The sequence below is a fragment of the Telmatospirillum siberiense genome (genome assembly GCF_002845745.1).
Lineage (GTDB): Bacteria > Pseudomonadota > Alphaproteobacteria > Rhodospirillales > Magnetospirillaceae > Telmatospirillum > Telmatospirillum siberiense.
In genome coordinates, this window is record NZ_PIUM01000010.1 from 58,906 (window position 1) to 73,116 (window position 14,211).

The 14,211-nt window shown below is 65.6% G+C and carries 15 protein-coding genes; 12 read left to right on the plus strand and 3 right to left on the minus strand.

The features are described from left to right. Positions 1-10: 10 nt before the first annotated feature. The 10 genes from CWS72_RS10690 (at position 11) to CWS72_RS10735 (ending at position 5,429) form a co-directional block, all read left to right on the plus strand. A complete protein-coding gene (locus CWS72_RS10690) occupies positions 11-235 on the plus strand; it encodes a 4Fe-4S dicluster domain-containing protein (protein WP_101250594.1) in 225 nt (74 codons plus the stop codon). A gap of 10 nt (positions 236-245) precedes the next feature. After that, positions 246-590: a HesB/IscA family protein gene (locus CWS72_RS10695; protein ID WP_101250595.1), complete on the plus strand. Its 345-nt coding sequence runs from the start codon at positions 246-248 to the stop codon at positions 588-590. 11 nt (positions 591-601) lie between these two features. Further along, entirely contained in the window at positions 602-1,132 is a 531-nt protein-coding gene (locus tag CWS72_RS10700; RefSeq protein WP_101250596.1) for a hypothetical protein, read from the plus strand. Then, entirely contained in the window at positions 1,122-1,913 is a 792-nt protein-coding gene (locus CWS72_RS10705) for a 4Fe4S-binding leucine-rich repeat protein (protein WP_101250597.1), read from the plus strand. Before CWS72_RS10700 ends, CWS72_RS10705 begins: the two co-directional genes overlap by 11 nt. Beyond that, positions 1,913-2,215, plus strand: a complete 303-nt coding sequence (locus CWS72_RS10710) for a nitrogen fixation protein NifZ (RefSeq protein WP_101250598.1) — start codon at positions 1,913-1,915, stop codon at positions 2,213-2,215. The genes CWS72_RS10705 and CWS72_RS10710 overlap by 1 nt, the downstream gene beginning before the upstream one ends. Then, positions 2,208-2,450: a nitrogen fixation protein NifZ gene (locus CWS72_RS10715; RefSeq protein WP_101250599.1), complete on the plus strand. Its 243-nt coding sequence runs from the start codon at positions 2,208-2,210 to the stop codon at positions 2,448-2,450. The genes CWS72_RS10710 and CWS72_RS10715 overlap by 8 nt, the downstream gene beginning before the upstream one ends. Before the next feature lie 246 nt (positions 2,451-2,696). Beyond that, on the plus strand, positions 2,697-2,969 hold the full coding sequence (locus CWS72_RS10720) for a hypothetical protein (RefSeq protein WP_101250600.1): 273 nt from the start codon (positions 2,697-2,699) through the stop codon (positions 2,967-2,969). Further along, complete coding sequence (locus CWS72_RS10725) at positions 2,966-4,117, plus strand: DegT/DnrJ/EryC1/StrS family aminotransferase (RefSeq protein ID WP_101250601.1); 1,152 nt, start codon at positions 2,966-2,968, stop codon at positions 4,115-4,117. The genes CWS72_RS10720 and CWS72_RS10725 overlap by 4 nt, the downstream gene beginning before the upstream one ends. Before the next feature lie 42 nt (positions 4,118-4,159). Continuing rightward, positions 4,160-4,465 carry a 2Fe-2S iron-sulfur cluster-binding protein gene (locus CWS72_RS10730; protein ID WP_101250602.1) on the plus strand — a complete coding sequence of 102 codons (306 nt, stop codon included), beginning with the start codon at positions 4,160-4,162 and terminating at the stop codon, positions 4,463-4,465. A 139-nt stretch (positions 4,466-4,604) separates the two neighbouring features. After that, on the plus strand, positions 4,605-5,429 hold the full coding sequence (locus tag CWS72_RS10735) for an SIR2 family NAD-dependent protein deacylase (RefSeq protein ID WP_101250603.1): 825 nt from the start codon (positions 4,605-4,607) through the stop codon (positions 5,427-5,429). A 156-nt stretch (positions 5,430-5,585) separates the two neighbouring features. Here the strand turns inward: CWS72_RS10735 and CWS72_RS10740 are convergent, their stop codons facing one another. Continuing rightward, entirely contained in the window at positions 5,586-6,701 is a 1,116-nt protein-coding gene (locus CWS72_RS10740; RefSeq protein ID WP_101250604.1) for an NADH:flavin oxidoreductase/NADH oxidase, read from the minus strand. A gap of 278 nt (positions 6,702-6,979) precedes the next feature. Here CWS72_RS10740 and CWS72_RS10745 point away from each other — a divergent pair, with 278 nt between their 5' ends. Next, the gene (locus CWS72_RS10745; protein ID WP_101250605.1) at positions 6,980-8,293 is read left to right on the plus strand and encodes an RsmB/NOP family class I SAM-dependent RNA methyltransferase; all 1,314 of its coding nucleotides are present in this window, start codon (positions 6,980-6,982) and stop codon (positions 8,291-8,293) included. 384 nt (positions 8,294-8,677) lie between these two features. On the opposite strand, the gene recQ is transcribed toward CWS72_RS10745, so the two are convergent. Next, the gene (gene recQ, locus CWS72_RS10750; RefSeq protein ID WP_101250606.1) at positions 8,678-10,480 is read right to left on the minus strand and encodes a DNA helicase RecQ; all 1,803 of its coding nucleotides are present in this window, start codon (positions 10,478-10,480) and stop codon (positions 8,678-8,680) included. A 125-nt stretch (positions 10,481-10,605) separates the two neighbouring features. Between recQ and CWS72_RS10755 the strand changes: the two genes are divergently transcribed. Beyond that, positions 10,606-13,932, plus strand: a complete 3,327-nt coding sequence (locus tag CWS72_RS10755; protein ID WP_158240591.1) for an AsmA family protein — start codon at positions 10,606-10,608, stop codon at positions 13,930-13,932. Here CWS72_RS10755 and CWS72_RS10760 read toward each other — a convergent pair whose 3' ends face one another. After that, positions 13,933-14,166: a ribbon-helix-helix domain-containing protein gene (locus tag CWS72_RS10760; protein ID WP_101250608.1), complete on the minus strand. Its 234-nt coding sequence runs from the start codon at positions 14,164-14,166 to the stop codon at positions 13,933-13,935. Positions 14,167-14,211: the final 45 nt, after the last annotated feature.

The window sequence follows — 14,211 nt, forward strand, 5'->3', positions numbered from 1 at the left end:
GGAGAAAGGAATGCCTTACAAGATCGTCGCCTCGCAATGCACCTCCTGTTCCGCCTGCGAGGCGGAATGTCCGAATACGGCCATTGCGGAAAAGGCCGGAATTTTCGTCATCGATCCCGCCAAATGCACCGAATGCATCGGTCATTACGACAGTCCGCAATGCGCGGCGGTTTGCCCGGTCGACAACACCTGCGTCGTCGATCCGGCCCTTCCCCGCCACTCGGCCCTGACTTGAGGAGACGCCCATGAACGCCACCATCACCCCCGCCGCCGAACGCTTCATCCGCCGCATGCTGCGCATGAGCGGCAATCCCGAGAACGGTTTTCGTCTGGTGGTCAGCCCGGGCGGCTGCTCCGGTTTGTCCTCGGAATTCGAAGTCGAGGCGTCGCCGCGTTCCGGAGACGCCGTCTGGACGGTCAACGACATCACGCTGTTCCTGCCGGCGGAAAGCCGTATCCTGTTGGACGGCACGACGATCGACTTCGCCGACACTCCGACCCAGACCGGTTTTGTCATTACCGATCCGAAGAACAGCTGCGGCTGTTCCAGCCGCGACGCGGCCAAGGCCGAGCCGGCGATCCAGAATTAGGAGAGACCGGGATGGCGGCGATGGCGGACGATCAGGTGACGGATGACGGTTTGGCGGCGGCGGCGGCCCTGCTGGGGGCCGATCTGCCGGAGGTCGCCGAGCGGCAGCTCCGGCTGGCCGGCCTGGCCTATCAGCGGGACGCGGAAGCCCTGGATCATCTGGCGCGGGCCGAGGCGCTCGCCCCCGATCACCTCGCCGTCCTCATCGGCTTCTACCGCTTTTATTTCTACAAGGGCCGGCTGGCCGAGGCGCTGACCGTCGCCGAGCGGTGCCTGGCCAGGGTGGCCGGGGAGTTGCGAATCGCCGCCGACTGGCGTGCCGTCGTCCCCGGTCAGGCGGATTTCGGCGATTACGACGCCATGCTGCCCCGCTTCTACCTCTTCACGCTGAAGGCCTATGCCTATCTCCAACTGCGGCTGGGCGCCTTTACCGAGGGGGCCCTGGCCGTTACCAAGCTGCTCGCCCTCGATCCCACCGACAAGGTGGGCGCCAAGGTCTTGCTGGAAGTCCTGGCCCACCGGGAGGACGCCGATGACGACTGACATCGAGGAAACCCTGGATTGGCGGGGCGAGGCGGTGGATTGCGCCGCCTGTCCGCACCATGATTTGCTGGACGCCGGAGGATGTCGCCTGGGGCACGCCTGCGTGCGGGACCGCTACGCCCGGCGCATCGACCGCTTTTTCGATTGGAATCCCTCCCTCGCCAACGGCTATCTCGATCACCCCTTCTTCGAGGTGCGGGCGATCGCCGCCAAGTCGGCGGATATTTTCCGTCTGCCCCGCCTGCTCGACGATCCCGACGAGACGGTGCGCTGGTATGCCGTCAAGCGGCTGCCGCGCCGCTATCTGCTGCGCATGAGCACGGATCCGCATCGCGAGGTGCGCATCCGGGTGGCGTCGCTGCTGGAAGGGGGCGAACTGGTCCCGATGATGGAGGATCCCGACTATTATGTGCGGCTGACCGTGGCCAAGCGGGTGATGCCGGAAATGCTGCCGCTGATGATCAACGATCCCGAGGTCGAGGTCCGCCGTATCGTCGTCCGGCGCATCGATCCGGTCTGGCTTCCGCGGCTGGCCACCGACCGCGACGCCGACATTCGTCTGGAGGCCGCCCGGCGGCTTGCGCCCGAGCAATTGATCGCCTTGAGCGGCGACGACGATTGGCGGGTGCGCCACGAGGTGGCGGAACGCGTCGACGCGCGGTTGCTGCCGATGTTGAAAAACGATCCCGATCCGCTGGTCCGCGAACTGGTCGAGGCGCGGCTGGCCGGGGTGACGCCGGCGCCGTCCTTCGACCACGGCACGAATGGGGAGATTGCCTGATGACCAATATCAGCCGTGACAGCGACGTGGTCGAAATCAACGATCCGCCCTTCTTCGATTATGGCGAAAAGGTCCGGGCCCGCCGCACGGTGCGCAACGACGGCACCTTCCGGGGCAAGGACATCGGCGAGATTCTGGTGAACAAGGGCGACGAGGGTTACGTCGTCAGCATCGGCACCTTTCTTCAGCAGTTCTACATCTACGGCGTCGAATTCCTCGGCAGCGGCAATCGTGTCGGCATGAAGCGCAAGGAACTCGAATCCGGAGAGCTCAGCGACAACAAGGGAGAGCGACATGATTGATCTCGCCGAACCGAAATTCCAATGGGGCCAGCCGGTTCAGGCCGTGGCCGACCTGTGCAACGACGGCTCCTATCCCGATGTCGCCGCCGAGGAGATCCTGGTGCGCCAGGGCGATACCGGCGAGATCGTCCAGGTGGGCACGCATGTGGAGACCAATACTTTCATCTACATGGTGGAGTTCCACAAGGACCGGGTCGTCGGATGCCTGGAAGACGAGATCGCCGCGGTGCTTTAGCAGGCTGTCGTCAGTGAGCGGGTATCGTGCTGATGGCCCCAAAAACCGTCATGGCCGTGCTCGACAAGGCCATCCACGTGGTGGGAGCGAACGACGGAGACTTGTTCGGGGCCGTGGATGCCCGGCTCAAGGCCGGGCATGACGCCTTTTGGTCGAAAGCTGCCGCGAGAGCGGTAACTAACGATAGGTTTTAGGCGGGCGCGGGGGCTTTTGCCCGCCGCGCCAGGAATTTAAGGAGCGGATGCCATGGCTTTGCAGGAACAGGATGTCAGGGATCTGGAGGCATTGTTCGGGGCGGCCTCCACGGCGATGGAATTGGCCTCCGAGGTTCGCCGGCGGTTTCCCGGTCTGTCATTGACCCGCTGCGATCCGTCGGACATCGGGGTCGAGGAGGCCTTCCGCTCCTTCCCGAAATTCGATCTGCATCTGGTCGACGGACGGGACCATTGCTGGCAGTTGACGGGGGATCCGGCCTGCGCCACCGGCATCGTCCTGGTGGCCAACAAGGTGCCGAAATGAGCGAGCCTCTCACCTCCCTGTCCGACCCGGACATCACCCAGGCGGAACTTGATACCGTCCGCGAAGCGCTGGTTTCGCCGACAGTGTCCGGCGGTCCGGCGGTGGAGGCCTTCGAAGCCGCTTTCGCCCGTTTCCTCGGGCGAAAATATGCCGTGGCGGTGGCCAGCGGCGGCATCGGCATGACCCTGGTCCTGAAGGCGTGCGGCATCGGGGCCGGCGACGACGTGGTGGCGCCGGCCTATTCCTGGCGCGAGGCGGCGCATGCCATCGCCCATGTCGGGGCTTCGCCCGTGTTCGCCGATATCGACTACTGGGCCGGAACCCTGTCGCCCGAGAAGGCCGAAGCGCGGATGACGCCGCGAACCAGGGCCATCATCGCCGGCAACACCAACGGTCATCCGGCCGCCTGGGGGCCGTTGCGCGATTTGGCCGACAGACGGGGGGTCCGGCTGATCGAAGATTCGAGCGAAGCCATCGGCTCGACCTACCGGGGGGCGCCCGTCGGCAGTTTCGGCGACTGCTCGGTGTTCGATTTTTCACAGCCGGGACCGCTGGTCTGCGGCGTCGGCGGCATGGTGGTGACCGACGACGGCGATCTCGCCGCCGGACTGAAGCGCCTGCGCGGCCGGCGCCCCGATGAACGGTTTTCGGTGGTGTTGGGCGCCACCCCGCATTTTCATGCCGGCATGAGCGATCTGGCCGCTGCCCTGGGGCTCGTCCAGCTTGCCCGGCTCGATCGTATTCTGGAGCGCCGCAAGCAGGTGGAACGCTGGTATTATCAGCACATCCAGTCCTTCGAAGGGATCAAGGATCCCTATATCGCGCCCGAGGTCGACGAGGTTCACTGGTTCCTCTACATCGTCCATCTGGGAACCCGCTTCTCGCCTTCGAGCCGCGACGCCATCATCGACGATCTGCAGACCGCCGGCATCGAGGCCGCCGCCTATTGCCATCCCCTGCATCTGCAGCGCCACTACCTGGATCGCGGCTATCGGCGCGGCAATCTCTTCGTCACCGAAAAGGTCGCCGATCGCGCCGTCGCCCTGCCGTTCCACACCCATCTCGGCGAGGAGCGGATCTCCTTCATCGTCGAGACCATGAAGGACGCCTCGATCAATGTCGGGGCTGGAAGCGCGATCTATTTGTAACGGATGAACAGTGTTCAGGATTAACGGAAAAGGAGACTGAAAATGCCATTGGTCACGGTCAATCCCTCGGGCAAAAGCGTCAGCGTGGCGGAAGGCGCAACGATCCTGGAGGCCATCCTGGCCGCCGGAGAGAAAAGTCTGGGCAAGTGCGACGGCAAGGGCCAGTGCGGGGGATGCCACGTCTTCATCCACGACGGGCGCAAGTCGTTGTCGAGGATTCAGCGCGAAGAGAACGAGCGGTTGGACAGCATCGTCGGCGTCGGTTCGAAGTCCCGATTGGCCTGTCAGGCGAAATTGGGCGCGGAGAACGCCACGGTGGAACTGCTGGGCTTTTCCTCGGGGATCTGACCCGCAATCCCTTGGGGGCTATCAGGCGCTGTCGGGTGGGCGAGGCGTTTTCCGCCTGCCCCGGACCGCGCTGGCCGCCCCGCAGTCGGGTGACCGGACGTGAGCCTTTCCGTCCGGAATCGCAGAGGAGTTCTCTCGCATGCTTGAGCAAATCCTTTCCTCCCTCGGCGAAGGCCGGATCATTCCCTATCTCGGACCCGGTGTGCTCGGTTTGGCCGACACGCCTTCCGATCTGCCCGCCTCGCCGCTGGCCCTGGTCGGCCATCTGACGGCCAGGGCCAGCGTTCCTCACAAGATCCGCAACAATCTGACCGCCGCCGCTCAGTTCATCGAGAATTTCAAGCACAGGAAGACGGTGACGGCGGCGATGACGGAAGCCTTCCGGTCAGATGCGCCGCCGACGGCGTTGCATCGCTATCTGGCATCGCTTCCCGGATTGCCTCTGCTGGTCCATGCCTGGTACGACGATCTGCCGCAAAAGGCGTTGGCCGGCCGCCGGGACTGGGGATCGGTCCAGGGCGTCAGCCAGGCGGAGCATTTCGGCCAGTGGGTGCACTATTTCGACGCGGACGGCGCCAAGACGGCGGGCTCCACCGCCGAAACCCTGCCGGACGATTGGCAAACCCTGCTCTATCAGCCCTTCGGCTCCATCGGGCCGGCGGGGAACTTCCTGGTCTCCGATTCCGATTTCGTCGAGGTCCTGACCGAGATCGATATCCAGACGCCGATTCCGCAACCGGTGCAGGAGTTGCGGCGGGGGCGGAATTTCCTGTTTCTCGGCTGCCGCTTCGCCAATCAGTTGGAACGCTCCTTCGCCGGCCAGATCATGAAGCGCTCGTCGGACCTGCATTGGGCGGTTCTGCCCGAAGAGCCGACACGCAACGAGGCCCGTTTCATGGAGCGCCAGAACATCCGGCGGCTGGACATGCCCCTGGCCGACTTCATGACCGCCATGGTGCACTGATCGTTAAACAAGGTGCCGCTTTCGGAGGCGAAGCGATGATCGAGAGGAAAGGTGAACCACCAAGGCACCAAGACACCAAGGCACCAAGGCGTCGCCCGAAAGAGCGGTCCGCCGATTCGGCCGAGGCGCCACAGGCATTCGTTCGGTCACCCGGCCTTACTCTTCCTTGCCGAGATCGAAAAGGTGGCGAAGCTGGCGCGGTTGGCAGCGCAGATACTGATTGGAGGCCTTGACCCGGTCGCCGAAATGGGCGGCGGCGTGCCAGGGCCAGCGGGGGTCGTAAAGGATGCCGCGGGCCAGGGCGATCAGATCGGCGTCGCCGGTGCCGACGATGGCTTCCGCCTGTTCATAGTCGGTGATCAGGCCGACGGCGACCACCGGCATTGATGTCGCGGCCTTGACGGCGCGGGCCAGCGGGACCTGATAGCTGGCGCCGACCGGAATTTTCTGCGCGGGCGTCAAGCCGGCGCTGGAGACGTGAATGGCGTTGCTGCCACGGGTTTCCAGGGCCTTGGCAAAGGCGATGGTTTCCTCGACATTCCAGCCACCCTCGGCCCAATCGGTTCCGGAAACCCGCACCGTCACCGGCCGTTCGGCCGGGAAGGCCGCCCGGACCGCGTCGAAGATCTCAAGCGGGAAGCGCAGGCGGTTTTCCAGAGATCCGCCGTAGTCGTCGGTTCGCCGGTTGGACAAGGGCGACAGGAACTGATGCAGCAGATAGCCGTGCGCGGCGTGGATCTGCACCGCGTCAAGACCGAGCCTTCCGGCACGCCGGGCGGCATTGGCGAAAGCGTCGCGAATCCGCTCGAGGCCGGCCTGATCGAGCGCCGCCGGTGGCGCCTCGCCCTCGGCGAAGGGGGCCGCCGAGGGAGCGACGGTCTGCCAGCCGTTTGCATGGCCGGGTGGGAGTTGCGCGCCGCCCAGCCAGGGCAGGTTGGTGGACGCCTTCCTGCCGGCGTGCCCCAGTTGCAAGGCGATGGGCATGCTCGACCAGCGCCGCACGCCTTGGAGCGTCCGCGCCATGGCGGCCTCGGTCTCGTCCGAATAAAGGCCGACATCGGCAAAGGTGATGCGTCCCTCGGGGGCTACGGCGGTGGCCTCGATGGTGAGCAAGGAGGCGCCGGACTGCGAGAGAGTGCCGAGATGCATGAGATGCCAATCGGTCATGCAGCCGTTTTCGGCCGAGTATTGGCACATCGGCGCGATGACGATCCGATTGTCCAGTTCAAGAGAACCGAGACTGATCGGGGTAAAGAGTTTGGCCATGCTCATCGGGGGGCTCCTGGTGGGGGAAGGGCGGGTGCGGCGGAACCGGCACATCTTTTTGTCGGGGACGTCGCCGGAACATCCGGCGTATCTTCCAAATAAAGGGGACGATCCGCCCGATGCAATGCCTTGGCCCCATTTGGTTGCCAGGGCCGTCGAAACCCCTTAAGAACGCGCATCTGCAAGCTTGATCGCCGGCAAGTCACCGTCTGATGCCAGCGAGCCACCGAGGTGACTCGCCGGTATGATCCCGGTACATACCTCTTTTTCGGAGCACCTCGTCCATGACCCCCGAAGGCCGCCTCGCCACCGTCGTCGAATTGCTGGAGGAGATCGCCCACCAAGCCCGTCCGGCCGATCTGGTCGCCGGGGCTTTCCTGCGGGCCCGGCGTTATATCGGGGCCAAGGATCGGCGGGCCGTCTCGGACCGGCTGTGGGGAATTTTGCGGCGCAGGGCGCGCATCGACTGGATCCTGACGGAATGCCGGGTCGAGCCTTCGCCCCGCCGTCGTCTGCTGGCCGATCTCGTGCTGGCCGACCGCACGACACCAGAGGAGGTGGGGAAGCTTTGCACCGGCGGAGCCCGTGGGCTGGAACCGCTGTCGCCGCAGGATTGGGCGCTGCTGCAGCAATTGAGCGGGCGGGATCTGTTCCACCACGACATGCCGGCCTGGGTCCGGGGTGAATATCCCGAATGGATCGAACCACGTCTCGCTCAGGCGTTCGGCGAGACGCTGGCCGCCGAGATGGGGGCGCTGCGCGACGAGGCCCCGGTGGATCTCAGGGTCAACACGCTGAAGGGCGACCGCGAGGCGGCGCTGGCCGCGCTGGCCGCCGAAGGGCTGCAGGCGCAGCCGACTCCGTTTTCGCCATTGGGATTGCGTCTGCCGGCCCGTCTTGCGCTGACGGCGCAGGGCGCCTTCCGTGACGGATTGGTCGAGGTGCAGGACGAAGGCTCGCAACTTCTCGCCCTGCTGACCGACGCGCGGGCCGGGCAAGCGGTGGTCGATTTTTGCGCCGGGGCCGGCGGCAAGACCCTGGCGCTGGCGGCCGCCATGCAGAACAAGGGGCGCCTCATCGCCTGCGACGTCAATCAGCGCCGCGCCGAACAGGCGACCCTGCGTCTGCGCCGCGCCGGCGCGCACAATGTCACCCGGCGGATCCTGGAGAGCGAATCCGACAAATGGGTGAAACGCCATGGCGGCAGTTTCGATCGGGTGCTGGTCGACGCGCCTTGTTCGGGAACCGGAACCTGGCGGCGCAATCCCGACGCCAAATGGCGGCTGACGCCGGAAGGCATCGACCATCTGGTCGAATTGCAGGGCAAGATCCTGGACAGCGCGCAGCGGCTGGTGCGTCCAGGCGGACGGCTGGTCTATGCCACCTGTTCCCTGCTGGCCGAGGAGGACGAGCGTCAGGCCGAGGCGTTCCTGGCCCGGCATGAGGATTACCGCCTGCTGCCGGTGGGCGAAATCTGGGCCGCCACCATCGGCGGCGAATGCCCCTGCGACGGTCCCTATCTGCGTCTGTCGCCGGCTAGCAACAATACCGACGGCTTTTTCGCGGCCATCATGGAGCGACAGGGAAGCGCTGTCTGATAAACGGTTGCCATGGTCAGGCGCGATCCGCGTATTCGGTTGTTTTAATTATTCGTCATCACCGGGCTTGATCCACGGCTGTCCGGCACGGACCGCGCTTCGCTTCTATTCGAGTGGCGATCAGAACTAAAAACCGTCATTGCCGGGCTTGACCCGGCAATCGATGATTGCGCGGAGCGACCGACCTCATTGGAGGCGGGCACGTGGATGGCCGGATCAAGTCCGGCCATGACGAATAATTATGATGAATTCCCCCTTAGGGCCTGTTCATAAATTATCGAATCAACAGGCCCTCAAGCCGGAGCGGCGTTTGAGCCCGCCGTAGCGGAGCGCAGGTGTCATATGGAATCTTAGGGTTTGGAGCGATAATTTCGCGACAAGCCCTTAGCCTTCGAACAGGCTGATCACTTCCAGGAAGGATTCGCCGTATTTGTCGAGCTTGGCCTGTCCGACGCCGGACAGTTGCGACAACTCGTCCAGGCCGCCGGGACGTTCGCGGGCCATGTCGAGCAGCGTGGTGTCGTGGAAGATGACATAGGGCGGGACGCCCTGTTCGCGGGCCAGTTCGAGGCGGAGCGTGCGCAGCGCCTGGAACAGGGCTTCGTCGCCGGGGGCGGCCAGCGTTTCCGCGCCGCGCCGGCCTCTCGACGCCGTCTTTTTCGCCACCGCGTCGCGGCGCAGTGAAATGGTCTTCTCGCCGCGCAGCACGGCGCGGCAGGATTCGGTCAAGGCCAGTCCGCCATGGCCGGCGACATCGACGCGCAGCAGGCCGGCGGCGACCAGCTGGCGGAAGATCGAGCGCCATTCCTCCTTGCCGAACTCCCGGCCGATACCGAAGGTCGACAGTTTGTCGTGGCCGAGCGAGGTCATGCGTTCGGTTTCGGCGCCCATCAGCACGTCGATCAGATGGCCGGCGCCGAAACGCTGGCCGGTGCGATAGACGCAGGACAGGGCCTTCTGGGCGGCGACGCTGCCGTCGAAGCTCTCCACCGGTTCCAGGCAGGTGTCGCAATTGCCGCAGGGCTCGCAATGGTCGCCGAAATATTCCAGAACCACCTGGCGCCGGCAGCGGGTGGTTTCGCAAAACCCCAACAGGGCATCGAGCTTGCGGTGTTCCAGACGTTTCTGCGCGTCGGGCGCGTCGGACCCCTCGACCATCTGGCGCAGGCGGGCGACGTCCTGCATGCCGTAGACCATCCAGGCGTCGGCCGGCAATCCGTCGCGGCCGGCGCGGCCGGTTTCCTGGTAATAGGCCTCCAGGCTCTTCGGCAGATCGAGATGGGCGACGAAACGGACGTTGGGTTTGTCGATGCCCATGCCGAAGGCGATGGTCGCGACCATGATCACGCCTTCCTCCTTGAGGAAGCGGTCCTGATTGGCCGCGCGCACCGATTTGTCGAGGCCGGCATGATAGGGAAGGGCGTTGAACCCCTGTTCCTGGAGCCACTGCGCGGTTTCATCGACCTTGGCGCGCGACAGGCGGTAGACGATGCCGGCGTCGTTTGCATGATCGCCGCGGATGAAATGCAGCAATTGATTGCGCGAACTGCTGCCCTTCGGCGCCACCCGGTAGCGGATGTTGGGACGGTCGAAGCCGGCGACGAACTGGCGTCCGTCCTCCAGACTCAATTTCTCGACGATCTCGTTCCTGGTCGGACCGTCGGCGGTGGCCGTCAGCGCGATGCGGGGGACCTCGGGGAAACGCTGCTGGAGCGCCGCCAGTTTCAGATATTCCGGGCGGAAATCATGGCCCCACTGACTGACGCAATGGGCTTCGTCGATGGCGAACAGGGCCAGTTGGCAGCGCTCCAACTGGGTGAGGAAACTGTCGGTCATCAGACGTTCGGGCGCGACATAGATCAGGTCGATCTCGCCACCGCGCATCCGGCGCTCGATCTCCACCTGTTCACCGTAGGCAAGGCTGGAATTGAGCGCCGCCGCCTTGATGCCCAATTGCCGGAGCGCCGATACCTGATCCTGCATCAGGGCGATCAGCGGCGAGACCACCACGGCGACCCCGGGACGGCACAGCGCCGGCAACTGATAGCAGAGGGATTTTCCGCCGCCCGTCGGCATCAGGACCAGGGCGTCGCCGCCATTGATCACATGTTCAACGATTTCGGCTTGGGCGCCGCGGAACCGGTCATAGCCGAAAACGGTGCGGAGGATCTCGAGTGGGCGGGACATGGGGCTGGTTTTAGTATAGCCGGCCGGCGGGGGACAGCGAAAAACGGGGTCACCCGTCGGATGGGCGGTTGCCCTGCCGCGCCTACAGATCCTACACTGTCGATCCATCGACAAAGGGAGGCAGCGTGACACGGAAAGGTGTGGGCATTCTCGCCGGGATTATCGTCGTCCTGTCGGGAGCCCTGGTGGCGAGCCCCGCCCTGATCGATTGGACCCGTTTCAAGGACGATTTGGCGGTCAAGATGGAAGGCGCGCTGGGGCGCAGGCTTTCCATCGACGGAAAGGTGTCGTTCTCCTTCCTGCCGGCGCCGTCCTTCGCCGCCGAAGGGGTGCATCTGAGCGGCGGCGACGGGACGGACGGCGATATGGTCGTCAGTCTGCCCAAAATGGAAATACGCCCCCGGCTGCTGCCTCTGCTGACCGGCCGGCTGGAAATCGCCTCCCTGGTCCTGGTCTCGCCCGATATCCGCCTGACCCGGCCGCCACGCTCTCCCCTGATGGCGCCGGTCGACGCCCCGGTGTCCCCCGGGGTACCTGGCGCACCGGTGGTTCAGGCGCCATCCGAGGTTTCGGCGCCGCGAAGCGCGCCGATCGACCGCATCACCATCGAAAACGGCAGCATCACCTATCTGCCGCCCGGGCGCGCGCCATGGCGCTTCGAAAAGGTCGGCGCCAGCGTCATCGCCCAGTCGGGCGGTGGGGGGCGGTTGGTCGGCTCGGCTCGGCTGGCCGGTCTCGACATCGGTTTCGACGGGGTTCAGGGCTCGGCGTCGGGCGGTCAGCCCGTTCCGGTCAATTTCACCGTCACCAGCGCGGCGGGCGCCGGCGCCTTGCGTCTCGGCGGTCAGATGTCCGGCAGCGGCGCCGAGCGCCGGTTTGCCGGAAAGCTGTCGTTCAAGGCCGGCGATCTGTCGCGCATCGCCGCCGCTCTGGCCGGTGGCGACGGCATTGCTCTTCCGTTGGGAAACGTCGGTCTCGAAGCGGCGGTGAAGGGTTCGGCCCGCGAGATCGATCTGGACGGACTGATCGTGACGCTGGGCGGTGTCGAAGGAACCGGAAACGCCAGCCTGTCCCTCGACGAAACGCCGCAGGCCGACGTGAAACTGGCGTTCGGCCGCTTCGATCTCGATTCCCTGCTGGCCGGGTTGCGCAATGCGGGTGCCGGCGGGATCGGCGGAACCTCTTCCTCGTCCCCTCCATCATCGCCGCCCGTCGAACCGGCCCGGGCTGCCGGAATCGTTCTGCCGGGCGGCTTTTCCGCAACGGTGGACCTGGGGGCCGAGGTGACGGTCTTCCATGGCGGTCTGCTCCGCGGCGTGCACGTGAACGCGGCCTTGGTCAATGGCGAGGTGACGATCAATCAGGCCAGCCTGTCGTTGCCCGGAAACAGCGAGGTCAATCTCTTCGGCTTTCTGGTCTCGCCGGACGGCGTTCCCAGCTTCGAAGGATCCTTCGAGGCGGCGAGCGACGATCTGCGCGGCCTGCTCGATTGGCTGAAGGTTGATACGAAAACGGTGCCGGCCGATCGCCTGCACGGGGCGCGGTTGGCCAGCAAGCTGCGGGTTCGTCCGGGAGAGATCGTCCTCGATGGAACGCAGATCCGCCTCGATGGCGCGCGAATCGACGCGGCGGCGATGATCCGGTTGGGCGAGCGGCCGGCCGTGGGTGCCTCCTTCGCCGTCGATTCGCTCAATCTCGATGCCTATTGGCCATCCCTGCGGCAGGATCCGCCGGCGGCATCGGGCGGCGACGGACAGACGACGGGCGCGCCGGTTTCCGCGACGCTACCCGATCTCTCCTGGCTTGGGCAAATGGATGCCAACGTCAAAGGGCGGATCGGGCAGATGACGGTCCGGGGGACGACCGTCCGCGAGGTCAGCGTCGATGGCGCCTGGCAGGGGGGGCGGTTGACCGTCGCCGACCTTTCGGCCGCCGACGTGGCCGGGGCCGATATGCATCTGGATGGCGCGGTGGACGGTCTGGCCGAGGGGAACCCGGTCCTGCACGCCGTGCATTACGGCTTGCGCAGCAAGCAACCGGATCATCTGATCCGGCAACTGGGACTGCCGGGACCTGTGGATGCGGGACGGCTCGGTTCCGTCGCCCTGTCGGGAACGCTCGACGGCGGCTTGGATGGGCTTTCCATCGACAGCCGTAACGAGGTGGCCGGCGGCGTGGTTTCGCTGTCCGGTAAAATCGCCCAGCCTCTTCTGTCTCCCCATTTCGACGGGACGGTGGAGATCACCCATGGCAATGCCTTGCAGGTGATCGGACTTTTCGCCCCCGCCTACCGGCCGTCCGGCAACCTCGGGGGATTGTCCGTCAATGCCAGGGCGGGGATCGACGCCGGTGGGGCGCAGTTGTCCGATCTGCGCCTTAAAGCCGGCCCGCTGGCCGTCAGCGGCAACATCCGCTTGGCCCTGGCCGGCAAACCGCGCATCGAGGCCGCGCTGAGCGCCGGGGACATCCCCCTCGACGTCCTGCTGCCGTCATCCCGGCCGGAGCGGCGCGCGCTTCCGGCGCCCCCGGCCCCGAAGGAGGAACCTCGTCATGGCGTTCCCGCCGTGGCGACCGACAAGGTCAGCGCCGCGCCTCGCGCCGTCGTGGCCAGCGGGGCGATCCCCGATCGCTGGTCGAGAAATCCCTCCGATCTGTCGTGGCTGAACAGCGTCGACGGCACCATCAAGATCGACGCCAAGTCGCTGAGCTTCGGCCGTAACCGGATCAACGGCTTTTCCATTGGACTTGATCTCGCCAATGCGACGCTCAGCTTGCAACGTCTGGGCGGACAGCTCTACGGAGGAGACTTGTCGGGCGGCGGTCGTCTGTCAGCGGACGGCAAGCTGGCCCTGCAGGTCGCGCTTGCTCATGCCCAGGCGCGGGACGCCCTGCTGGGGGTGGCCGATATCGATGTGGCCGAGGGCGGTCTGGACGCCGACGTCGCCCTGAATACGTCGGGGCTTTCCTCCGCCGAATGGATCGGCCGCCTGGCCGGCAGCGGAAAGTTCTCGATCCGCGACGGCGTGATCCGCGGCTTCGACCTGAAGGCGGTTGACGACCGCTTGCGCGCTCTCGACGGCCCCGCCGGTCTTCTGGCCCTGCTGCAGGCCGGGCTGACCGGCGGACAAAGTCATTTTTCCAGCCTGTCCGGCAGTTTTCACGCCGGCAACGGCCTGATCGCCACCGACGATGTCCGGTTGATCGCCGACGGCGGCGGGGCGAACGCCTCCGCGCAGATCAATCTGCCCGCCTATGTCATGGACGCGCGCGCCGAATTCCATCTGGCCAGCGCTCCGTCCGGGCCGCCGCTCACCATGCGGCTGTCCGGGCCGCTCGACGGTCCGCGCCGTTTTGTCGATATCAACGAGATCCAGCAATGGCTGGTCAGCCGCGGCAAGGCCGTCAAGCCCAAGGATGTGGTGAAGGGGCTGCTGAAGTCCTTCGGGCGCTGATCACCCGGCGTCCCTGGCTTCCACCTTGGCCCGGAGATCTTTCAGCACATGCAGCCGCAGGGCGCTGGACAGGTTGCCGGTGCGTTCGGAATCGATGGCCGCCACCAGGGCGTTGAGCGAAAGGCCCCGGGTTTCCGCGATGACCTTCAAGGCGTCCCAGAATTCCGCTTCCAGCGAAATGCTGGTGGCGTGACCGGCGATGACCACCGAACGTTTGCGGATGTCGCCGCTCATCAGGCGCTTTTCCTCGTAGAGGCGTCGCCGCCGTGCAAACCCTCC